The organism is Methylobacterium sp. J-078 (assembly GCF_022829285.1).
Classification (GTDB): domain Bacteria; phylum Pseudomonadota; class Alphaproteobacteria; order Rhizobiales; family Beijerinckiaceae; genus Methylobacterium.
This window is the reverse complement of record NZ_JAKSYI010000074.1, coordinates 1-20,582: the sequence shown is the minus strand read 5'-3', so window position 1 is coordinate 20,582 and position 20,582 is coordinate 1. Positions and strand designations below refer to the sequence as shown.

General features: G+C 70.6%; 16 protein-coding genes and 1 pseudogene. 4 read left to right on the top strand and 13 right to left on the bottom strand.

Annotated elements, in window-relative coordinates; translation table 11 throughout:
• Window positions 1–219 precede the first annotated feature (219 nt).
• The 12 genes from MKK58_RS12405 to uraH form a co-directional block, all read right to left on the bottom strand.
• Entirely contained in the window at window positions 220–402 is a 183-nt protein-coding gene (locus MKK58_RS12405) for a hypothetical protein (RefSeq protein ID WP_243912352.1), read from the bottom strand.
• Between the two features lie 41 nt (window positions 403–443).
• Window positions 444–1,865: a pyruvate kinase gene (gene pyk / locus MKK58_RS12400; protein WP_243912351.1), complete on the bottom strand. Its 1,422-nt coding sequence runs from the start codon at window positions 1,863–1,865 to the stop codon at window positions 444–446.
• Window positions 1,866–1,951: 86 nt separating this feature from the next.
• The gene (locus MKK58_RS12395) at window positions 1,952–2,938 is read right to left on the bottom strand and encodes a hypothetical protein (protein WP_243912350.1); all 987 of its coding nucleotides are present in this window, start codon (window positions 2,936–2,938) and stop codon (window positions 1,952–1,954) included.
• Window positions 2,939–3,006: 68 nt separating this feature from the next.
• Window positions 3,007–3,900, bottom strand: coding sequence for a 2-hydroxy-3-oxopropionate reductase (locus tag MKK58_RS12390; RefSeq protein ID WP_243912349.1), 894 nt, complete (start codon window positions 3,898–3,900; stop codon window positions 3,007–3,009).
• Between the two features lie 30 nt (window positions 3,901–3,930).
• Window positions 3,931–4,710, bottom strand: a complete 780-nt coding sequence (hyi, locus tag MKK58_RS12385; RefSeq protein ID WP_243912348.1) for a hydroxypyruvate isomerase — start codon at window positions 4,708–4,710, stop codon at window positions 3,931–3,933.
• A 28-nt stretch (window positions 4,711–4,738) separates the two neighbouring features.
• The gene (gene gcl / locus MKK58_RS12380) at window positions 4,739–6,544 is read right to left on the bottom strand and encodes a glyoxylate carboligase (RefSeq protein WP_243912347.1); all 1,806 of its coding nucleotides are present in this window, start codon (window positions 6,542–6,544) and stop codon (window positions 4,739–4,741) included.
• Window positions 6,545–6,611: 67 nt separating this feature from the next.
• A complete protein-coding gene (locus tag MKK58_RS12375) occupies window positions 6,612–7,559 on the bottom strand; it encodes a LysR family transcriptional regulator (RefSeq protein ID WP_243912346.1) in 948 nt (315 codons plus the stop codon).
• 22 nt (window positions 7,560–7,581) lie between these two features.
• Window positions 7,582–8,886, bottom strand: a complete 1,305-nt coding sequence (locus tag MKK58_RS12370; protein ID WP_243912345.1) for a c-type cytochrome — start codon at window positions 8,884–8,886, stop codon at window positions 7,582–7,584.
• A gap of 8 nt (window positions 8,887–8,894) precedes the next feature.
• Window positions 8,895–9,443 carry a (2Fe-2S)-binding protein gene (locus tag MKK58_RS12365; RefSeq protein WP_243912344.1) on the bottom strand — a complete coding sequence of 183 codons (549 nt, stop codon included), beginning with the start codon at window positions 9,441–9,443 and terminating at the stop codon, window positions 8,895–8,897.
• Entirely contained in the window at window positions 9,440–12,280 is a 2,841-nt protein-coding gene (locus MKK58_RS12360; protein WP_243912343.1) for a xanthine dehydrogenase family protein molybdopterin-binding subunit, read from the bottom strand. Before MKK58_RS12360 ends, MKK58_RS12365 begins: the two co-directional genes overlap by 4 nt.
• A gap of 11 nt (window positions 12,281–12,291) precedes the next feature.
• Window positions 12,292–13,650 (bottom strand): nucleobase:cation symporter-2 family protein, encoded by a 1,359-nt coding sequence (locus tag MKK58_RS12355; protein ID WP_409565237.1) that lies wholly within the window; start codon window positions 13,648–13,650, stop codon window positions 12,292–12,294.
• Between the two features lie 219 nt (window positions 13,651–13,869).
• Entirely contained in the window at window positions 13,870–14,256 is a 387-nt protein-coding gene (gene uraH / locus MKK58_RS12350) for a hydroxyisourate hydrolase (protein WP_243912341.1), read from the bottom strand.
• Between the two features lie 222 nt (window positions 14,257–14,478).
• Between uraH and puuE the strand changes: the two genes are divergently transcribed.
• Window positions 14,479–15,891, top strand: coding sequence for an allantoinase PuuE (puuE, locus tag MKK58_RS12345; RefSeq protein ID WP_243912340.1), 1,413 nt, complete (start codon window positions 14,479–14,481; stop codon window positions 15,889–15,891).
• 597 nt (window positions 15,892–16,488) lie between these two features.
• Here puuE and MKK58_RS12340 read toward each other — a convergent pair.
• The gene (locus MKK58_RS12340; RefSeq protein ID WP_243912339.1) at window positions 16,489–17,421 is read right to left on the bottom strand and encodes a LysR family transcriptional regulator; all 933 of its coding nucleotides are present in this window, start codon (window positions 17,419–17,421) and stop codon (window positions 16,489–16,491) included.
• Between the two features lie 178 nt (window positions 17,422–17,599).
• Between MKK58_RS12340 and MKK58_RS12335 the strand changes: the two genes are divergently transcribed.
• The 3 genes and pseudogenes from MKK58_RS12335 to MKK58_RS12325 all read left to right on the top strand — a co-directional run.
• Window positions 17,600–18,862 (top strand): urate hydroxylase PuuD, encoded by a 1,263-nt coding sequence (locus MKK58_RS12335; protein ID WP_243912338.1) that lies wholly within the window; start codon window positions 17,600–17,602, stop codon window positions 18,860–18,862.
• Entirely contained in the window at window positions 18,859–20,220 is a 1,362-nt protein-coding gene (locus MKK58_RS12330) for an 8-oxoguanine deaminase (RefSeq protein ID WP_243912337.1), read from the top strand. The genes MKK58_RS12335 and MKK58_RS12330 overlap by 4 nt, the downstream gene beginning before the upstream one ends.
• A gap of 70 nt (window positions 20,221–20,290) precedes the next feature.
• Window positions 20,291–20,582: pseudogene (locus MKK58_RS12325) on the top strand ((S)-ureidoglycine aminohydrolase); the annotation flags it as partial.

The following is a 20,582-nucleotide window of genomic DNA, read 5'->3' as shown; positions in this document are numbered from 1 at the left end:
GATGAAAGGACGCGCCCCCTGCCACGGCCGCCACGACGCGCTCGCGTAGATCGACAGACAACGGTGAAGGCATCGCAGACTCCTTCACCGGTCAACGCTTCAGCCGCCCTCCCGTCGCAACACTGCCGGGCACAGCTCTAGACAGTTGATCCCGGGATTTGATGGTGTCTGGAAGATCGACGCGTCCGGTGAAGGTGCCGCATCCGAACCGTCGGCGTATCAGGGCGCAGAACAGCCCTCGGCCGCGTTGAGACAAGAAGCCGAGGTTGGGGCGACGTGGGCGGGCCGGCGCGAGTGCCGCGCCAGCCATCCGCACATCGTGGAGTGCGGGCGGGTGGCATCGTTGTCGAGGATGGCGTGGACGACCTCCTGCACCGTCAGGCGTTCGCCCGACACCCGCATGTTACCCTCGCGCCCGGGAATCCTTCGTCAGCGTCAAACCACTAGGACGGGGGCACCTGGGCGATGCGGATGTTGTTGGTGGTTCCGGCGACGGCGAAGGGAATGCCGGCGGCGATGACGACACGGTCGCCGGGGCGGGCAAAGCCTTCCTCCACGGCATGCGCGATGGCGCCCTCCACCATCGCCTCGTAGGTGTCGACCTCCGCCGCCTGGACGCTGTGCGCCCCCCAGAGCAGGCAGAGCCGGCGCGCGATGCCCCGGTCCGGCGTGAGGGCCAGGATCGGCACCTCCGGCCGGCGCCGGGCCACCCGCGCGGCGGTGGTGCCGCTCAGGGTGTAGGCCACGAGTGCGGCGGCCCCCACTGCGTCGGCGAGGTGCGCCGAGGCCGCCGCCACCGCGTGGGGCGGCGTCTCCTCCTCGCCCGGATCGGAGGCGGTGATCAGCGAGCGGTAGAGCTTGTGCGTCTCGGTGCGGTGGATGATGCGCGCCATCATCGCCACCGTCTCGACGGGAAAGCGCCCCGTGGCGGATTCGGCCGAGAGCATCACCGCGTCCGCCCCGTCGTAGATGGCGGTGGCCACGTCCGAGGCCTCCGCCCGGGTCGGCGTCGGGGCCGAAACCATCGAATCGAGCATCTGGGTGGCGACGATGACGGGTTTGACCGCCAGCCGGCAGGCGCGGATCAGCTCCTTCTGGCGCCCCGGCACGTCCTCGTGCGGGATCTCGACGCCGAGGTCGCCGCGGGCCACCATCACGGCGTCCGAGAGGCGGATGATGTCCTCGATGCGCTCGAGGGCCTGGGGCTTCTCGATCTTGGTCATCAGCCCGGCCCGGTCGCCGATCAGGGCGCGCGCCTCGAGGACGTCGGCGGGGGTCTGCACGAAGGAGAGTGCCACCCAGTCCACCCCGAGTTCGAGGCCGAAGGCGAGGTCCGCCCGGTCCTTCGGGGTCAGCGGAGAGACGGCCAGCAGGGTGCCGGGCAGGTTGACGCCCTTGCGGTCGGAGAGGGTGCCGCCGATGATTACCTCGGCCTCGATGCTGTCGCCGGTCAGGCCGGTGACGCGCACGCGCACGCGTCCGTCGTCGATGAGGAGGTCCTGGCCCGGCGCGACCGCGGCGAAGATCTCGGGGTGGGGCAGGGGGATGGCGTCGGGCGCGGCGTCCGTGGGCGTCAGCACGAAGCGCAGGCTCTCGCCGGCCGCGACCTCGCGGCGCCCGCCGGCCAAGGGTCCGAGGCGGATCTTGGGACCCTGCAGATCCTGCAGGATGCCGATGGGCCGGCCGGTCTCGCGCTCGAGCGCGCGGATGGCGGCATGCACCCGGGCGTGGTCGTCCTGGGCACCGTGGCTGAAGTTGAGCCGGAAGGTGTCGACCCCGGCCAGGAACAGCCGGTGCAGCATCTCGGGCGAGGACGAAGCCGGCCCGACGGTGGCGACGATCTTGGCGTGACGGTTGCGGCGCATGACGGATCCGGCCGCGAACGGCCGCCTTCTCGCGAGAGGAACCAGGGGTCGGGGCCGGCGCGACGCTTGAGGGCCGGCCCTGATCTTCAGAAGACGTGGAAGGCGACGCCGGCCAGGAAGCTCTTCTCCTCGGTGCCCTTGAAGTTGACCCGCTCGACGTTGCCGAACTTGTTGTGCCAGTACTGGAAGCCGATGAACACATCGACCCGGTTGGGCTGGTCGTAGATCAGCTTGCCCACGTCCAGAACCAGGTTCGTGCGCGACAGGAATTCCAGGCCCGTCTTCGGATTGAACGCGAAGGCGGCCGGGTTGTCCACGCCCCGGCCCTTGGGCAGCACGATGTTGTTGAAGCCCGCGATGCTCAGCGGCAGCCCCGTGAAGGTCAGCGGGAAGTTGTAGACGATCTCGAACTCCGGCACGACGTCGAAGCTCGTGTAGCGGTCCGCCCCCAGGTTGAAGCCGTTGCGGTTCCATTCCTTGTAGGCGTGCACCGAGGCGTTCAGGAAGCCCGCCGGCACGTCGAAGGCGAAGTTCAGGCCCCCCACCACGTCGCGCTTCTTCGAGCCGAAGGCGTCGTTCTGCGCGTTGGCGTCGAAGCCGAAGGCCAGCGAGACGTCCTTGACGAGGCCCGGCACCACGAAGGCCTTGGTGCCGGTGAGCGCGTTCAGGCTCAGCGTGCCCCGGTAGAGCCCGTAGGCCTCCGTGTTCCCGTAATCGTACTGGGCAAAGCCCCCCGGCGCGTTGGTGGTGCCGGCGGGAAACTGCGCCCCCGACTTCAGGATGTCGAGGGAGAAGAAGTTCGTCCCGTAGGCCCAGGCATCCGCGTGCGACAGGTTGAGGATGTGCTTGGGCGCGTCCTGGTTGCGAAAGCTCCCGTCCGCCCGCTGAACCTGGCTCCCCGGGTTCGCCGCGGGGAACTGGTAGCGGTAGCTCACCTGCGTGTCCGAAAACAGAAAGAACGGCGCTTGCCCGGCGGCCGGCGCCTCGGGCGCCAGCGCGGCCGGATCGGCAGCCCGCGCGTGGCCGACCAGCGCGACCGACACCATGACCGCCATCAGCGTTCTTGCCAGCATGGACTCTTCCCCCCGTTCACAGGACCTGCGGTCGCGCCCCGGGCGGACCGGACTTTGGTGTCGACCGGTCAGCGTGGGCCCGCCGTGATCTCGTGAGCCGCCATGAGTTCCAGGGCGCGCACCATCGCGGAATGATCCCAGTCGCCGCCCCCTTGCGCCGCGCAGGTCGTGAACAGCTGCTGGGCGGTGGCGGTGTTGGGCAAGGCGACGCCGAGGGTACGGGCCCCCTGGAGGGCGAGGTTGAGGTCCTTGCGGTGCAGGTCGATCCGGAAGCCGGCCTCGAAGGCGCGGGTCACCATGCGCTCGCCGTGCACTTCCAGGATGCGCGAGGCGGCAAAGCCCCCCATCAGGGCCTGACGCACCCGGCCTGCGTCCGCACCGGCCTTGGAGGCGAAGACCAGCGCCTCGGCCACGGCCTCGATGGTGAGGGCCACGATGATCTGGTTGGCGACCTTGGTGGTCTGGCCGTCGCCGTTGCCGCCGACCCGGGTGATGTTGCGGCCCATGGCCTCGAACAGGGGCATCGCCGTCAGGAAGGCGCGCTCGGGGCCGCCGACCATGATGGTGAGGCTCGCCGCCCGGGCGCCGACCTCGCCGCCCGAGACCGGCGCGTCGAGGTAATCGCAGCCGAGCGCGTCGATGCGCCGGGCGAAGTCCTTGGTGGCGATCGGGTCGATCGAGCTCATGTCGATCACGATCTTGCCGGGCTCCAGCCCCTCGGCGATCCCGTCGGCGCCGAACAGCACCTCGGCCACCTGCGGCGTGTCCGGCAGCATGGTGATGACGACTTGGGTCCGCTCGGCGACCGCGCGGGCCGTGGCGCACGCCGTGCCGCCCGCCGCGACGAGCGCCTCGGGCACCGACCGCCCGCTCTTCAGATAGAGCCGGTGCCCGGCCCTGATCAGGTTCTCCGCCATGGGTCGGCCCATGATGCCGAGCCCGATGAATCCGATGTCTGCCATGGGTTTGGTCCTCGTGATCCGGCGGGCGGCTCAGGCGCGGTGGGGGGCGAACCAGGACAGGCCGTCCCGGGTACCGGAGGCCGGGCGGTACTCGCAGCCGATCCAGCCGCGGTAGCCGAGGGCGTCGAGGTGCCCGAACAGGAAGGGGTAGTTGATCTCGCCGGTGCCGGGCTCGTGCCGGCCGGGATTGTCGGCGAGCTGGACATGGGCGATGCGCGGCAGGTTCGCCTCGATCGTGCGGGCGAGATCCCCCTCCATGATCTGCATGTGGTAGGCGTCGTATTGCAGGAAGAGGTTGTCCGAGCCGACCTCGTCGATCAGGGCCACGGCCTGAGCCGTCCCGGTCAGGAAGAAGCCGGGGATGTCCCGGGTGTTCACCGGCTCGATCAGGAGCCGGATCCCGGCCCGCTTCAGCGCCGCCGCCGCGTAGGCGAGGTTCTCGCGCAACGTGTCGTGCAGCCGGTCGCGGCCGAGCCCGGACGGCGCGATGCCCGACAGGCAGTTGACCTGTCCGCAGCCGAGGGCGCCGGCCGCGTCGATGGCGCGGGCGACCCCGTCGCGGAATTCGAGCCTGCGCTCGGGCAGCACCGCGATGCCGCGCTCGCCCGCCGCCCAGTCGCCGGCGGGCAGGTTGTGGAGCACCAGACTGAGATCGTGGCGCGCGAGTCGCTCGGCGATCGCCGCCGTGCGGTGTTCGTAGGGGAACAGGAACTCGACGCCGCGGAAGCCCGCCCGCGCGGCCTCTCCGAAGCGGTCGAGGAAGTCGTGCTCCTGGAAGAGCATGGTCAGGTTGGCGGCAAAGCGCGGCATGGGATGTCCTCCGGATTCGCGGGGTGCGTCAGGCGGCGGCCGGCGCGGGCAGGGTCTGGCTCGTGCACAGCGAGAGCTCCGGGTCGAGGCAGAGGATCTCCTCGAACTCGTTCACCCCGTCGACCTCGGTGCCCATGGCGATGTTGGTGACCCGCTCCAGGATGAATTCCAGGACCACCGGGACCTGGTGCTCGGCCATCAGCGCCTCGGCCCGGGCGAACGCCTCCTTGAATTCGTTCGGGCTCTTCACCCGGATGGCCTTGCACCCGAGCCCCTGGGCCACCGCCACGTGATCGACGCCGTAGCCCGGCACCGCGTCGCCGTCGGGCCGCGCGTTGATGTTGTCGAAGGCCAGACTGACCTCGAAATCCATGCCGAACCCGCGCTGCGACTGGCGGATGAGGCCGAGATACGAGTTGTTCACCACGACGTGGAGGTAGGGCAGCTTGTGCTGCGCCCCGACCGCGAGTTCCTCGATCAGGAACTGGAAGTCGTAATCGCCCGACAGCGCGACGATCTTCCGGTCGGGGTCGGCGGCGCGCACGCCGAGTGCCGCCGGCAAGGTCCAGCCCAGGGGCCCGGCCTGGCCGCAATTGATCCAGTGCCGCGGCCGGTAGACGTGCAGGAACTGCGCGCCGGCGATCTGCGACAGGCCGATGGTGGTGACGTAGCAGACGTCCTGTCCGAAGGCCTCGTTCATCTCCTGGTAGACGCGCTGGGGCTTCAGGGGCACCGCGTCGAAGTGGGACTTGCGCAGCATCGCGCGCTTGCGGTGGGCGCAGGAGGCCGCCCAGGGGGCACGGTCGCGCAAGTGTCCGCTGGCCTTCAGGTCGCGGGCGACAGCGATGAATTCCTTCAGCGCCGCCCCGGCATCCGAGACGATGCCGAGGTCGGGGCCGAAGACGCGCCCGATCTGCGTCGGCTCGATGTCCACGTGCACGAAGGTGCGGCCCTTGGTGTAGACCTCGACCGAGCCGGTGTGGCGGTTCGCCCAGCGGTTGCCGATGCCGAGGACGAAGTCGGATTCGAGGAAGGTGCGGTTGCCGTAGCGGTGGCTGGTCTGGAGCCCGACCATGCCGGCCATGAGCGGGTGATCGTCGGGGATGGCGCCCCAGCCCATCAGGGTCGGGATGACGGGCACGCCGGTCAGTTCGGCGAATTCCACCAGGAGGTCGCAGGCATCGGCATTGACGATGCCGCCGCCCGCCACGATCAGCGGGCGCTCGGCGGCCTGGAGCATACGAATCGCCCGCTCGGCCTGGCGCCGCGAGCAGGCCGGCTTGTAGGGCACCAGCGGCTCGTAGGCGTCCGCGTCGAACTCGATCTCGGCGACCTGGACGTCGATCGGCAGGTCGATCAGGACGGGCCCCGGGCGCCCCGAGCGCATGAGGTGGAAGGCGTGGCTGAACACCTGCGGCACCAGGGCGGGCTCGCGCACCGTGACCGCCCACTTGGTGACCGGCTTGGCGATGGCCTCGATGTCGACGGCCTGGAAATCCTCCTTGTGGAGCTTGGCGCGCGGGGCCTGGCCGGTGATGCACAGGATCGGGATGGAATCGGCCGACGCCGAATAGAGCCCCGTGATCATGTCGGTGCCGGCGGGACCCGAGGTGCCGATGCACAGGCCGATGTTGCCGGCCTTGGCCCGGGTGTAGCCCTCGGCCATGTGCGAGGCCCCCTCGACGTGGCGGGCGAGGATGTGGCGGATCGAGCCGCGCGCCCGCAGGGCCGAGTACAGGGGGTTGATCGCCGCGCCCGGAACCCCGAAGGCACAGGTCACGCCCTCGCGCTCGAGGATGAGGACCGCGGCATCGATCGCGCGCATCTTGGACACATCTGCCTCCCGCTGATTTTTGGCGTGTTTTATTTTTATAGACCTGAACTGTACTTGCGAAGATGCCTCAGTCGATTTGATTTATTCCATCCTGGAATAGGGCACCTTCGGCCTCGCCGCGCCACCAAGCATCGCGCAGGCGCGGCACGAGGTGGCGGATCAGGGAAGTGACCTTGCGTGGGACGAGCTTGGGGGAGGGGAAGACCGCGTAGAGTTCCTGATCGGGCAGGGCGTAGCCGACCAGGCATTCGGCGAGTTCGCCGGAGCGCAGGGCGCCCTCCGCGACGTAACGGGGCAGGATCGCGATGCCGAGGCCGGAGCGCACCGCCGACAGCAGGGTCGGCAGGTTGTTCGAGCGCAGGCAGCCGCGCACGCTCGCCGCGTGCATGCGCCCGTCCGCGCCGCGCATCTGCCAGACGGCATCGCCCTGCACGCTCGAATAGACGACGCAATCGTGCGCGCCGAGCTGGTCAGGCGCCTCCGGGCGGCCCCGGCGAGCGAGGTAGCCGGGTGCGGCCACCATCACCCAGGGGTTGGCGCCGAGATAGCGCCCGCCCAGCGACGAGTCGGCGAGCCGGCCCATGCGGAGCGCCACGTCGATGCCCCGGGCGATCAGGTCGACGTAGGAATCCTCGCAGGTGAGGTCGACCCTGAGGCGCGGGTTCGCCTGGATGAAGGGCAGGAGCAGCGGCCCGAGGACCGCCTCGCCGAAGGCCACCGAGGTCGAGATCCGCAGGGTCCCGTCGAGTTCGGCGTCGTGGCGCCGCACCAACCCCTCGGCCTCCTCGATCTGGCGCAGGATCGCGCGGCAGGTCTCGTAGTAGAGCCGACCCGCCTCGTTGAGGCCGAGCCCCCGGGTGTTGCGGTTGATGAGCCGGGTGCCCAGGCGGGTCTCGAGCCAGGCGATCGCCTTGGTCACGGTGGATTGCGCGACCTCGAGATCCTCCGCCGCGCGGGAGAAGCTGCCGAGCTCCGCCACCCGCACGAAGACCCGCATCCCGGTGAGCTGATCCATGGCGCGCCTCTCCCGCTCGTCGTCAGTCGCGCGCGGCGTGGCGCGGGGTGATCGCGGCGCGGATCGCCGCCATGTCCTGCGGGCTCAAGGTCGAGGCTTGACCGCCCCATTCGGTCCGCATCCAGTTCGTGAGGTCGGCGAGCGCCGCATCGTCGAGATCGGCCGCGAAGCCCGGCATCGCCTCCATCCGCTCGCCGCCCGGGAACGTCTGGGCCGGCAGACCGGCGAGCACCGCCCGCACGACGCTGGCCGGGCTCGCCGTGCGCAGGCCCGCATTGGTGCGCAACGCCACCGAGACGTGCGGGATGCCCTCGCCCTGCGCGCCGTGGCAACCGGCGCAGAGCCCGTCATAGCTGGCCCGGGCCCGGCCCGAGACCGCGGCCGCCAGGGGCGCCGCCGCCGGTGCGGCCGGATCCGCCTCCGCGCCGGGCGTGTCGCGGTCGAACAGGTAGGCGGCCATGGCAGCGAGGTCCGCTTGCGCCATGTGCCGGGTCGAGTAGTGGACCACCTCGAACATCTGGTGGGTGGCCCCGCCCTGCGCGGAGAGGCCGGTGCCCATGAAGCGGGCGAGGCTCGCCGGCGCGAAACCCATCCGCGCCAGCCCGGCGGGGGTGATGTCGGGCGCCTCCAGCCCCTCGATGACGGCCCCCGTGAGGGCCGCCTCGCCGCGCAGGCCCTGCATCAGGTTGCGCGGCGTGTGGCACTCGCCGCAATGGCCGAGCGCCTCCGCGACGTAGCGACCCCGGTTCCACAGGTCCGAGCGCGTCGGATCGGGCATCGCCACGGCGGCGGGCAGGTTGAGGAGGTTCCAGGCGCTCAGGGTCCAGCGCTGGTCGAACGGGAAGGCGAGGCCGTTCGGGCGGTTGGCGACCGGCATCTTTTCGCGGGTGATGAGGTAGGCGTAGAGGGCGTCGACATCCCCTTCGGTCATGCCGCGATAGGAGGTGTAGGGCATGGCCGGGTAGAGGTGACGCCCGCCCGGCGCGATGCCGTCGCGCAGGGCCCGGTGGAACTCGGCCCGGCTCCAGCCACCGATCCCCTCCGGGCTCGGCGAGATGTTGGTGGCGTGGATGGTGCCGAAGGGCGTCTCGAAGGGCATGCCGCCGGCCCAAGGGGCGCCGCCCCTGGCGGTGTGGCAGGCATAGCAATCGGCCGCCGCGGCGACTGCGGCCCCGCGCGGGGCGAGCGCCCGGATCTGGTCGGCGCCGAGCGGCGTCTCCACCGCGCGGGAGACCACGCTGCGCTCCAGCGCACCGGAGGCGAGGAGGCCGGCGAAAGCCGCGCCCCCCAGGGCGAGGCCGGCGACGGCGAGGAGGGTCTTGCGCATCTGCGGCCTCACGCGGTCACGAGGCCGGGCGTGGCGAGCACGAGGTCGCGCACGGCGGTGTGGTAGCGGACGTAGCCGGTGCAGCGGCAGATGTGGTGGTCGAGCGCCTCGGTGACGACGGCCTCCACCGCGTCCCGCGGCACGGGGGCCGCTTTCAGGCGCTCGACCAGGACGGTCGCGGCGGTGACGAAGCCCGGGGTGCAGTAGCCGCACTGGAAGGCGAAGGCCTCGACGAAGGCAGTCTGCACGGGCGAGAGGGTGAGGCTGCCGTCGGCTTCCTCGCAGGCATGGCCCTCCACCGTGCGCACGCGCCGGCCCTCGAACCAGTGCGCGCCGGTGATGCAGGTGCGCATCTCGCGGGGGACCTTGCCGTCCTCCTCGACCATCACCGTGCAGGCGTTGCAGATGCCCTGGCCGCAGCCCATGCGGGCTCCGGTGAGCCCGAGCCACTCGTGCAGGAATTCCTGCATGGAGGTGCCGCGCGGCACCGGTATCGGCCCGACCGGCACGTCGTTGACGGTGAGCGAGAGGGCCTGGTCCTGGATCGGCATCGTCATGCCAGCACCTCGCGGATGTTCTCGGCCCGGATGGGCAGGGTGTGGAAGCGGTGTCCGATGGCGTGGGCCACGGCATTGGCCAGCGCCGGCACCACGGCGATCATCACCACCTCGGCGATGCCCTTCGGCGGGTCGGTCTCGGAGAGCGGGGGCAGGATCTCCACGGTCTGGTTCCAGACCGCCACGTCGCGGGCGCGGGGCAGCTCGTAGCGGTTCCAGTTCCAGGTGCCGTCGCCCGGCCCGTCCTCGTAGAGGGGCAGGAACTCCTTGAGGGCGTGGCCGATGCCCATGGCGAGGCCGCCCTGGACCTGGCCCGAGACCAGGGCGGGCACGACCTGGCGCCCGCATTCGAGGATCGCGTGGTGCGACAGGATCGTGACGGCGCCGCTGCCGGTATCGACCGCCACCTCCGCCAGCGTCGCCATCGGCGAATAGTAGGTGGTCCCGACGTTGTTGCGCTGGGTCGGGGGATAGAAAACCGCCGCCCGCTCGACGAAGTGCCAGCCGGCCGTGTCCATCAGGGCCTGCCGCTCCGGCGGCGCGCCCGCGCCGTAGCGCAGGGCGAGGGCATCGATGGGAAGCCGGGTGCGGCCGTCGCCGGGCAGGTCGAACAGGCCTTCCGTCCACTGCCAGCGGTTGAAGGTGTGGAGCGTTACGCCGACGGGCAGCCCGAGCCGGTGCGCCTCGGCCGCCACCCGAGCCAGGGGTAGCGGCGGCAGGCCGGCCCCCGAGACGGTGCCGTCGGCCAAGCGCAATTCCTCGGGGCGCATGGTGTGGTAGGAGGCGAGTGCCCCGCCACCGGGGCCGCGGCTCCAGAGGGAGCGGGCCGCCGGCCAGAGCGCGTGGTCGCGCAGGAAGCGGGCCGCCGTGCGGGTGGCGTGGCCGAGGTAGTAGGCCGAGTTCGTCGCGCTCATCGGCGAGGTGAAGCGCGGCGTCCAGCGCGGGTTCTGCGCCAGTCGGTCCTCGTCGGCCTGCGAGGTGGTGTAGGGCTGGTCGGCGGTCTCCAGGGGCATCTGGGGCCAGCGCACCACGCCGAACTCCGTCCGCTCCGGCACGGCGCCTAAGATCTCGCCGACCATCACCGCCTGCGAGGTGGTGACACCCGGCCCCATCTCGTGCGCCACGTGGGCGAGGGTGAGGCCCCCGCGCGGGTCGATCTCCAGGCTGGCGAGGGCCGCCTCGGCACCGGTGCCGTAATCCTTCTGGACCTGCGCGAAGCCCACGCCGTAGCGCCGTCCCGGATGGGCGGCCTCGTAGGCGGCCTTGCGGGCCTGGCGCTCGCGCCAGAGCGGGTGCGCGGCCGCCCGCGCCAGGATCTCGTCGTTGCGCAGCGCTCCGGCCGGGACGGCGCCCTGGCTGTTGCGCTGGCCCGTGCGGAAGACGTTGGCCTGGCGCAGCGCGATGGCGTCCATGCCGAGCAATTCGGCCGCCTCGTCCACCAGCATCTCGGTGGCCGACATGGTCTGGAGCGTCCCGTAGCCCCGGGTCGAGCCGGCATCGACGGCGCGGGAGGCCAGCGCCACCGCCTGGAAGTCGCTCTTCGGCAGGTAGTAGATCGATTGCGCGGCGGTGGCGCCGACGAAGGACACCGACATCGAGTAGTTCGGGCGTCCGCCGCCGTCGCAGACGTAAGCTCCGGTCATCGCGCGGAACCGCCCCGTGGCACGGTCGACCAGCAGGGTCGTGTCCATGCGGAAGCTGTGGCGCTTGAGGCCGTTCTGGAACTGCTCGAAGCGGTCGTTGGCAAGCCGCACCGGCCGGCCCTCACCGTAGAGCCCGGCGAGCACGCACAGGAGCGGATGGATGTGATGGTCCTTGGTGCCGTAGCCGACCGTGTAGCCGGCCTTGAGGTCCACCTCCGTCACGGGGAAGCGCGAGCCCTTCACCAGGGCGGCGGCGGTCTCGGCCACCGCGTGGGGCGCCTGGGTCGCCATCATCAGGTGCAGGGTGCCGTTCGCCGCGTCGTACCAGACGTTCCCGTTGTCGGGCTCCATCGCGGAGGCGTCGGCGGATTGCGAGACGAAGGCACGCCTGACGACCAGGGCGTCCGCGCCGGCGCCTGCGATCTCGGCGGCGATCGCCTCGGCCGCCGCCATGCCGCGGGCAGAGGCGCCCTCCGTCCCGGCCGCCGGCCAGGCCGGCTGGTCGCCGGTAAAGCCCGTGAAGATCGGCGCGTCGCGGAAGGGCGAGAACCGGTCCTCGTCCTCCGGGGCCTCGCCCGCGACCCGGACCCAGCGAGTGGCGCCGTAATGGGGCGGCGGGGCATAGGCCGTGGCCTCGCCGTAGCGCACCACGTCGTCGGAGAAGCGCAGCCGCCGCTTGGCCGCCGCGTAGCGCGGATAGTCGTGGTAGATCAGGATCGCCACCGGCTGGCCGAGGAGCCGAGGGGTCTCGCCCCGCGGCACCAGGAAGCGGTCGCCGAAGAAGTCGGGATGCGGCGGCACGCCGAGCCCGTCCGCCACCAGGTCCTCGTGGCGCACGATCCGGTCGGGCCGCAGGGCCTCGCCGAGGCGGGAGAGGTCGAGATCCTCGAAGCGGCGGTCGGCCTTCGTCGCCGCGATCAGGAAGGCATGGGCTTGGCGGTCCGGCCAGCCCGCGAGGTCGCGGGCGCGGTAGTCGCGGGTGAAGGTCTTGGCGCCCGTCACCTTGGCCACCGCGTCGAGGCGGGTGCGCGGCTTGCCCCCGGCGATCCAGGCGGGGCCGGGGCGGGTCGCGCCCTCGACGAGGCCGGCTCGGGCCGTCCCGCGCAGGAACGACACCTTGATGGCGATGCCGGCGGCGGCACTTCCCCCGAGGAAGTTGCGGCGCGACAGGGTCGGGCTCGGAGCGTCGGTCATGGGTCCCTCCCTCACGCCGCCCGGCCGAGGGCGGCCGGGGCGGGGGCGCCGGCCGCCTCGGGGGCCGCGCCATGGCCTGCCGCCTCGATCGAAGCCTGTCCGAGGCGATCGGAGTTCAGCAGCAGGTTGAGGAGGATCGCGCTGATGGAGCCCAGCGTGATGCCGCTGTGCAGGATCGGCCCGGTCCAGTCCGGCATGGTGGCGGAAAAGAAGGTGGGGGCCGCCATCGGGATCAGCGACAGGCCGATCGAGACCGCGACCACGATCTGGTTGCGGCGATCGCCGAGATCGGCCTCGCCCACGATCTTGAGGCCGGCTGAGGCGACCATGCCGAAGATCACGATGCCGGCGCCGCCGAGGACGGCCGGCGGGATCGACGCGATGACGAAGGCGAGCTTCGGGAAGATGCTGACGGCCAGGATGATGAAGCCCGACGTCGCGGTGACGTAGCGGCTGCGCACCCGCGTCATGTTCACGAGGCCGACATTCTGCGAGAACGAGGTGTGCGGGAAGGTGTTGAAGATTCCGGCGATCAGGGTCGAGAGCGAATCCGCCATCAGGCCCCGGGTGAGCGTCGGCCGGTCGACGGGCTTACCCACGATGTCGCCGACCGCGAGGAACATGCCCGTCGATTCGACGAGGGTGACCATCATCACGATGCACATCGCCACCACCGCCGAGAGGTGGAAGGTCGGCCAGCCGAAGCGGAACGGCGTGACGAGTTCGAGCACCGGGCGGGTGGCCAGACCCTCCAGGTGGAACAGCCCGAGCGGCCAGGCGATGAGGAGGCCGGCGACGAGGCCGATCAGCACCGCGATATTGGCCACGAACCCGGTGGCGAAGCGGCTGACGACCAGGATCACGCCGAGCACGAGCCCAGCGACCGCCAGATGGACCGGCGCGCCGAAATCCGCCGCCCCCGCGCCGCCGCCTGCCCAGCGGATGCCGACCGGCAGGAGCGTCACCCCGATGATCAGGATCACGGTGCCGGTGACGAGTTGCGGGAAGAACGCCACGAGGCGGTAGAAGAACGGCCGCATCGCGAGGCCGAAAAGCCCGGCCGCGATGGTCGCGCCGAAGATGCCGGGCAAGCCGATCGTCGGGTCCTGGGCCATGGCCACCATCGGGCCGACCGAGGCGAAGCTGACGCCCATGATGACGGGCAGGCGCACGCCGAAGCCCGGAAACCCGAGGCTCTGGATCAGGATCGCGAGCCCGGTGACGAAGAGATCGCAGTTGATGAGGAAGGCCACCGTCTCGGCCGAGAGGTTCAGGGCCGCACCGATGATCAGGGGCGGCGCCACCGCGCCGGCGCTCATCACGAGCACGTGCTGCATGCCGTAGGCCGCGAGCTTGGGGATCGGCAGCATCGCGTCGACCGCGTTGGTCTCGGCGCATCCCTGAGTCTTGAGGGTTGCCGGTGTCTCGGGCGTCGCCGGTTTGATGTCGGCCATGGGGCGTTCCTCGCTGGTGGCCAAGTCTCGTGGCGTCTTCGCCAGATGGCGTCTTGGCTGGGTGGTGTCTTGGCTGGGTGGCGCGATGGGCCGGCGGGCGTCTTGCGGCGCGCCCTGACGGTCCGGAGGATCGGCTCAGCTTCCGCGATAGGTGCTGTAGCCGTAGGGGGAGATCAGGAGCGGCACGTGCAGGTGGGGGGGCGTGCCCGCGCCCTGCGGCGCGATGCGGAAGCGCACCGGCACGGTGTCGAGGAAGGCCGGCGCGTCGCCGGCCGAAATCCGCGCGAAGTAAGCGCCGACCTCGAAGGCGATCTCGTAGGTGCCGGGCACCACCGCATCCCCGGCAAGCAGGGGTGCGTCGCAGCGGCCGTCCGCGTTCGTCGCGACCGTCGCGAGGCAGGTGCGGGACGCGCCCTCGATCCGCCAGAGGTGCAGGGTCAGTCCCGCCGCCGGGCGTCCGGTGGCGGTGTCGAGCACATGAGTCGTGAGGCGGCGGGCCTCGGGCGCGGTGGCGACGGTCATGAGAGCGGTCCCCCTCGTGGCCGCTCTGCGACCGGAAGCTTGGCAGTTATGCGATGGCGTTATGCCTGCCCCGCGACGATTGCAGATCGGGTCGTCCGCACCATCCCGGATTTCCGGGAGCAGCTTCGAAAATCTCCGATCAATCGCCGGGGGCGGTGGCGTTATCCTGGCATCACGCGCAAACGAGTCCGCCCCGACCGGGCGGCCAACCCGGGGTCAGTCATGCATACCTCCCGCGACATGATCGGATACGGCCGCACGCCGCCGCGGGCGGACTGGCCGGGCGGCGCCCGGATCGCCGTGCAGATCGTGCTCAACTACGAGGAGGGGGCCGAGAACTGCATCCTGCACGGGGACGCCGCCTCGGAAGCCTTCCTGTCCGAGATCGTCGGGGCCGCGCCCTGGCCGGGCATGCGCCACATGAACATGGAGTCGCTCTACGAGTACGGCTCCCGCGCCGGGTTCTGGCGCCTGTGGCGGCTGTTCACGGAACGCGCCGTGCCCGTCACGGTGTTCGGCGTCGCCACGGCGCTGGCGCGCAACCCGGAGGTCGTCTCCGCGATGAAGGAGGCCGACTGGGAGATCGCCAGCCACGGCCTCAAGTGGATCGACCACCGCGACATGAGCCGCGCCGAGGAAGGCGCCCAGATGGACGCGGCGATCCGCCTGCACGCGGCGGTCACGGGGGCGCCGCCGCAGGGCTGGTACACCGGCCGCTCCTCGGCCAACACGCTGGAGCTCGGTCTCGAGCGCGGTTTCGCCTACCTCGCCGATTCCTACGCCGACGACCTGCCCTACTGGCTCCACGGACAGGCCGGCACCGGCCTCGTCGTGCCCTATACGCTCGACGCCAACGACATGCGCTTCGCCACCGCGCAGGGCTTCAACACCGGCGAGCACTTCTTCACCTACCTGCGCGACACGTTCGATGCGCTCTACGCGGAGGGTGCGACCGCGCCGAAGATGATGTCGGTGGGCCTGCATTGCCGGCTCGTCGGCCGGCCGGGGCGCATCGCGGCGGTGTCGCGCTTTCTCGATCACGTCGCGGCCCACGAGGGCGTCTGGCTGGCCCGCCGCATCGACATCGCCCGGCACTGGGCCGAGCGGCACCCGGCGCCAGCCCTGCGCCCGAGCACGATGAGCGCCTCGCAGTTCCTCACCCGCTTCGGCGACATCTTCGAGGACACGCCGGAGATCGCGCTCGCGGCCTGGCAAGCCGGCCTCACCGCCCGCGAGGACACGGCCGAGGGCCTCCACGCCGCCCTGGTCCAGTCACTCCGCAACCAACCGGCGGACAACCAGCGCGCCCTGGTGCTGGCCCACCCCGAACTCGCCGGCCGCCTCGCCCAAAGCGGCGGCCTGACGGACGCCTCCACCGCCGAGCAGAGCAGCGCGGGCCTCGGCGCGCTGACCCCCGAGCAACTGGCCCAGTTCGAGCGGCTGAACGCCGCCTACCGCGACCGCTTCGGCCTACCCTTCGTCATGGCGATCAAGGGCCGCTCCCGGGAGGAGATCCTGGCGGCTTTCGAGGACCGGTTGCGCAACGACGCGGAGCAGGAACTCACCGAGGCGTTGCGGCAGATCGAGCGGATCGCCTGGCTGCGCCTGAAGGATCGGCTGCCGGCGGCGGGGTGATTTCTTGTCAGGGGACCAATGCAGCTTCCGCCTCACGCCAACAGCGCGAGGCGAAGCCGCAGCGATTCCGAGTACCATCTTCTCGGAAGAAGCAGCCTCGTTGGGCGTTCATGATCCAAGTGGCGAATCATCCACTCGCATCAATGCTTGTTTTGAATTCATATACACCTCAGGAAGATAGTGCTATATTTGAGCATGCCTGAGGTGCTTCATGTCTACCTATTCCGCGATTCACATTTCGCCCCTAACGGCGATGCGCTCGTTTGCATTGCGGAACGCAAGAGAGTCGAGGAATTGATCCAAGAGAAAGAACTCAATTGGGCATTCAGCGGATACGCCACTTATCGACGCTGGTGGCCCTGGCAAACATACATTGGAGTATTTGGCCGTAGAAACGCATCGCGTTTCAGGAGGTTTCTTCGAGAGCGCGGCGCTGAAATTTCAATTAGCCGTGCAGCCCCACCCAAAGTTTGCCTCCTGTATTGGAACACGCAGAATGAGCGGAGGAAGATCAGAACGCTTCCGATCCGTGTTGGATGAGGTTCGGCCCCGCTCATCTCGGCCATTCATACCGTCGTAACGCCAAGATGCTGAACGCTACCGCACCAACCGCCGCCCCACCAACCCCAACTGCCCCCCGACATACCCCCGCAGCGCCTCCGTCGTCATCTCCACGAAGGTCTTGGCCCGGTTCGGCAGCATCTTGCGCGAGGGGTACACCACCCCGAGGGTGACGGAGGTCGGCGGCGTCTGCGGCAGCACCGTCACGAGCCGCCCGTCGGCCAGATAGGGCGCCACCTCGTAGACGGGTTTCAGGGCGATGCCCTGGCCCTGGAGGGCCCATTCGGTCAGCACGTCGCTGTCGTCCGCGTCGATGCGCCCGGCCACCGGCAGGGTCAGGGCCTCGTCGCCGTCGAGCAGCGTCCAGCGGAACTGCTCCGAGCCGGGAAAGCGCAGCAGCAGGCAGGAATGGTCGAGAAGCTCGGCCGGGCTTTCCGGCGCGGGGTTCTCCGCGAGGTAGCTCGGAGCCGCGCACAAGGTACGCTCCACATCCGCGACCTTGCGCAGGGTGAAGGTCGAATCGCGCATCTGCGAGAGCCGGACCGCCACGTCCACCGCCTCCTGCACGAGGTCGAGGAGGTGGTCCGAGAGGCGCAGATGCACGTCGGCCTCGGTGTGCCGTTCGCGGAAGGCCGGGATCAGGGGCGCGACCACGCGGCGGCCGAGGCTCAAGGGCGCCGTGACCTTGAGGGTCCCGCGGGGGGCCGCCCCTTGCGTCTCGACGCTCTTCTCCGCCAGTTCGACGGAGGCCGCCACGTCGAGGCAGCGGTCGTAGAACACCCGGCCCGCCTCCGTGAGGTTCATCCGCCGCGTCGTGCGCGTGAGGAGGAGGCAGCCGAGATGCTCCTCCAGGGTCTGGATGCGGTAGCTGATCACGGACGGCGACAGCCGCAGCGAGCGCCCGGCCGCCGAGAAGCTGCCGGTCTCGGCCGCGCGCATGAAGATGCGGATGGATTCCAGCGACAACATCGCAGGCCCCGGGGTCCGATTCGGGCGAAAGCCGTAGCGCGGCAGAACAATCGCACGGTGCCGCGCTCCTGGCGTCCCGTCAGCTTACGAAAAATTCGAAAACTGACAAGGAATTCGGCGGGCATACAACGCGCCGTCCATCGCTAGGATCGACGCCGGACAACCGGAGGGATGAGCCGTGGAGAGCTTCGTTTGGGAGTGGGGAAGCCTGCTGCTGCGCTGGCTTCACATCGTGGCGGCGATGGCCTGGATCGGCTCGTCGTTCTTCTTCATGCACCTCGACGCGTCGCTCAAGCGCACGCCCGAGATTCCGGCCGGGGAGGGCGCCGCCGCCTGGCAGGTGCACGGTGGCGGGTTCTACGAGATGCGCAAGTACTTCGTCGCCCCGGAACACCTCTCGCCGGACCTGACCTGGCACAAGTGGCAGGCCTACACGACCTGGTTGTCGGGCTTCGTGCTGCTGGCGTGGATCTACTACGCGCAGTCGAAGCTCTACCTCGTCGACCCCGCGGTGATGGATCTGTCCGCCCCGGCTGCCACGGCCCTCGGCATCGGCGCGCTGGCGCTGGGCTGGCTGGTCTACGATCGCATCTGCCGCTCTCCGATCGGGCAGAGCGAGTCCGGGCTCGCGGCGGTGGGGCTCCTCGTGATCACGATGGCGGCCTTCGGCTTCGCGCAGGTGTTCAGCGGCCGGGGCGCGCTCATCCATACGGGCGCCCTGATGGCGACCTGGATGGCCGGCAACGTCTTCCTCGTCATCATCCCGAACCAGCGCAAGGTGGTGGCCGCACTGATGCGGGCCGAGCGGCCGGACCCGAACCTCGGCCGCCAAGCCAAGCAGCGCTCGGCGCAGAACAACTACCTGACGCTGCCGGTAATCCTGCTGATGATCTCGAACCACTACCCGATGCTGTTCGGGTCGAACGCGACGATCCCGCTGATCGTGGTGCTGATCACCGCCTCGGGCGCGGTGATCCGGTTCTTCTACAACGTCCGCCACGACGACCACGGCCGCTCGCCCTGGTGGGCCTGGGCCGCCGCCACGGCGGGGCTCGGCGCCGCCTTCGCGGTGGCGCTCGCCGGCAGCGCCGGCGGCCGCTCGGTGCTGGGCCTGACGCCCCTCGCCGAGGCCGCCCCCGTCGTCACCCTGGCCTCCGCCGGTCCCGTGGTCGCGGTGGCCGCCGCGGCGCCGCCCGAGCACGTCGTCGACCTCGTCATGGGACGCTGCGCCATGTGCCACGCCGCCGAGCCGGCCTGGGAGGGCATCGGGGTCGCGCCGAAGGGCGTGCGGCTGGACAGCGGGCCGGCCATCGGCCGGCAGGCCGAGGCGATCCGCCGGCACGCCGTGCTGACCCACAACATGCCGCCCAACAACGTCACCGAGATGACGCCGGACGAGCGGCAGGTTCTCGCGGCCTGGCTGAAGGACACCACGCGATGACCTCCCTGCTCCTGAGAAACGCCGACGTTCTCGTGACGATGGACGCGGCGCGGCGCGAGATTCGCGGCGGCGGCGTCTACATCGAGGACAACCGCATCGTCGCGGTGGGCTCGGGCGACGCCCTGCCCGAGACGGCCGACACGGTGATCGACATGACGGGTCACGTGGTGCTGCCCGGCCTCGTCAACACCCATCACCACATGTACCAGACCCTGACCCGGGCGGTGCCGGCCGCGCAGGATGCCGAGCTGTTCGGCTGGCTGAAGGCGCTCTACCCGATCTGGGCGCGCCTGACCCCGGAGATGATCCGCGTCTCGACCCAGACGGCCATGGCCGAGCTGATCCTGTCGGGCTGCACCACCTCCAGCGACCACCTCTACATCTACCCGAACGGCTGCCGGCTCGACGATTCCATCGAGGCGGCGGAGGCCATCGGCATGCGCTTCCACGCGGCCCGGGGCGCCATGAGCGTCGGACAGAGCAAGGGCGGCCTGCCCCCCGACGCGGTGGTGGAGGACGAAGCCGCGATCCTCGCGGATACCCGCCGGCTGATCGAGCGCTGGCACGATCCGGCCCGCTTCGCCATGCGGCGCGTCGTGGTGGCGCCGTGCTCGCCCTTCTCGGTGAGCCGCGACCTCATGCGCGAATCGGCCGAGCTCGCCCGCGCCTACGGCGTCGGCCTGCACACGCACCTGGCCGAGAACGAGAACGACATCGCCTACAGCCGCGAAAAGTTCGGGATCACGCCGGCCGAGTATGCGGCCGAACTCGGCTGGGTCGGGCCCGACGTCTGGCACGCGCACTGCGTCAAGCTCGACGAGGCCGGCATCCGCCTGTTCGGCCGCACCCGCACCGGGGTCGCACATTGTCCCTGCTCGAACATGCGACTGGCGTCCGGCATCGCCCCCGTGGGACGGATGCGCTGCGAGGGCGTGAGCGTCGGGCTCGGCGTCGACGGCTCGGCCTCCAACGACGGCTCGCACATGCTGGGTGAGGCGCGGCAAGCCATGCTGCTGGCCCGGGTCGGGTTCGGACCCGCCGCGATGAGCGGGCGCGAGGCCCTGGAAATCGCGACCCTCGGGGGCGCGCAGGTGCTCAACCGCGACGACATCGGCGTCCTGGCGCCCGGGATGGCGGCCGACGTGGTCGCCTTCGACATGCGGGGTCTCGAGACCGCCGGCGCCCTGCACGACCCGGTCGCCGCCCTGGTGTTCTGCGCGCCGCAGCGGGTGGCCTGGAGCGTCATCGACGGCCGCGTCGTGGTGCGCGAGGGACGGCTCACGACGCTGGATACGCAGAGCCTCGTCGCCCGCCACAACGCGCTGGCGGCCGACCTCGTCCGCGACGAGGCGCGCTGAGCCCCGGCCGCCGGTGCCTTGACGCACTTCGGCGAAGTTCGCCACACCTGCCCGACACGGAGCCCCTCGGATGACCGCCTCGCCCTACAACCCGCCCTGCGGCGGCCTGCCGCCCCAGACCGCGCTGATGACCGGCCGGGCCGTGTTTACGGAGGCCTACGCGGTCATCCCGAAGGGCGTGATGCGCGACATCGTCACCTCGGTGCTGCCCTTCTGGGAGGGCACCCGCGCCTGGATGCTGTCGCGCCCGCTCTCGGGCTTCTCCGAGACCTTCGCGCAGTACCTGATGGAGGTCGGGCAAGGCGGCGGCAGCGAGGCGCCGGAGCCCGACCCGGAGGCCGAGGGCGTGCTGTTCGTGGTCG

Coding starts and splice junctions, on each gene's coding strand:
- MKK58_RS12405 (WP_243912352.1), bottom strand. CDS start 402: ATGCGGGTGTCGGGCGAACGCCTGACGGTGCAGGAGGTCGTCCACGCC.
- pyk (WP_243912351.1), bottom strand. CDS start 1,865: ATGCGCCGCAACCGTCACGCCAAGATCGTCGCCACCGTCGGGCCGGCT.
- MKK58_RS12395 (WP_243912350.1), bottom strand. CDS start 2,938: ATGCTGGCAAGAACGCTGATGGCGGTCATGGTGTCGGTCGCGCTGGTC.
- MKK58_RS12390 (WP_243912349.1), bottom strand. CDS start 3,900: ATGGCAGACATCGGATTCATCGGGCTCGGCATCATGGGCCGACCCATG.
- hyi (WP_243912348.1), bottom strand. CDS start 4,710: ATGCCGCGCTTTGCCGCCAACCTGACCATGCTCTTCCAGGAGCACGAC.
- MKK58_RS12375 (WP_243912346.1), bottom strand. CDS start 7,559: ATGGATCAGCTCACCGGGATGCGGGTCTTCGTGCGGGTGGCGGAGCTC.
- MKK58_RS12370 (WP_243912345.1), bottom strand. CDS start 8,886: ATGCGCAAGACCCTCCTCGCCGTCGCCGGCCTCGCCCTGGGGGGCGCG.
- MKK58_RS12365 (WP_243912344.1), bottom strand. CDS start 9,443: ATGACGATGCCGATCCAGGACCAGGCCCTCTCGCTCACCGTCAACGAC.
- MKK58_RS12360 (WP_243912343.1), bottom strand. CDS start 12,280: ATGACCGACGCTCCGAGCCCGACCCTGTCGCGCCGCAACTTCCTCGGG.
- MKK58_RS12355 (WP_409565237.1), bottom strand. CDS start 13,650: ATGCTGCCGATCCCCAAGCTCGCGGCCTACGGCATGCAGCACGTGCTC.
- uraH (WP_243912341.1), bottom strand. CDS start 14,256: ATGACCGTCGCCACCGCGCCCGAGGCCCGCCGCCTCACGACTCATGTG.
- puuE (WP_243912340.1), top strand. CDS start 14,479: ATGCATACCTCCCGCGACATGATCGGATACGGCCGCACGCCGCCGCGG.
- MKK58_RS12340 (WP_243912339.1), bottom strand. CDS start 17,421: ATGTTGTCGCTGGAATCCATCCGCATCTTCATGCGCGCGGCCGAGACC.
- MKK58_RS12330 (WP_243912337.1), top strand. CDS start 18,859: ATGACCTCCCTGCTCCTGAGAAACGCCGACGTTCTCGTGACGATGGAC.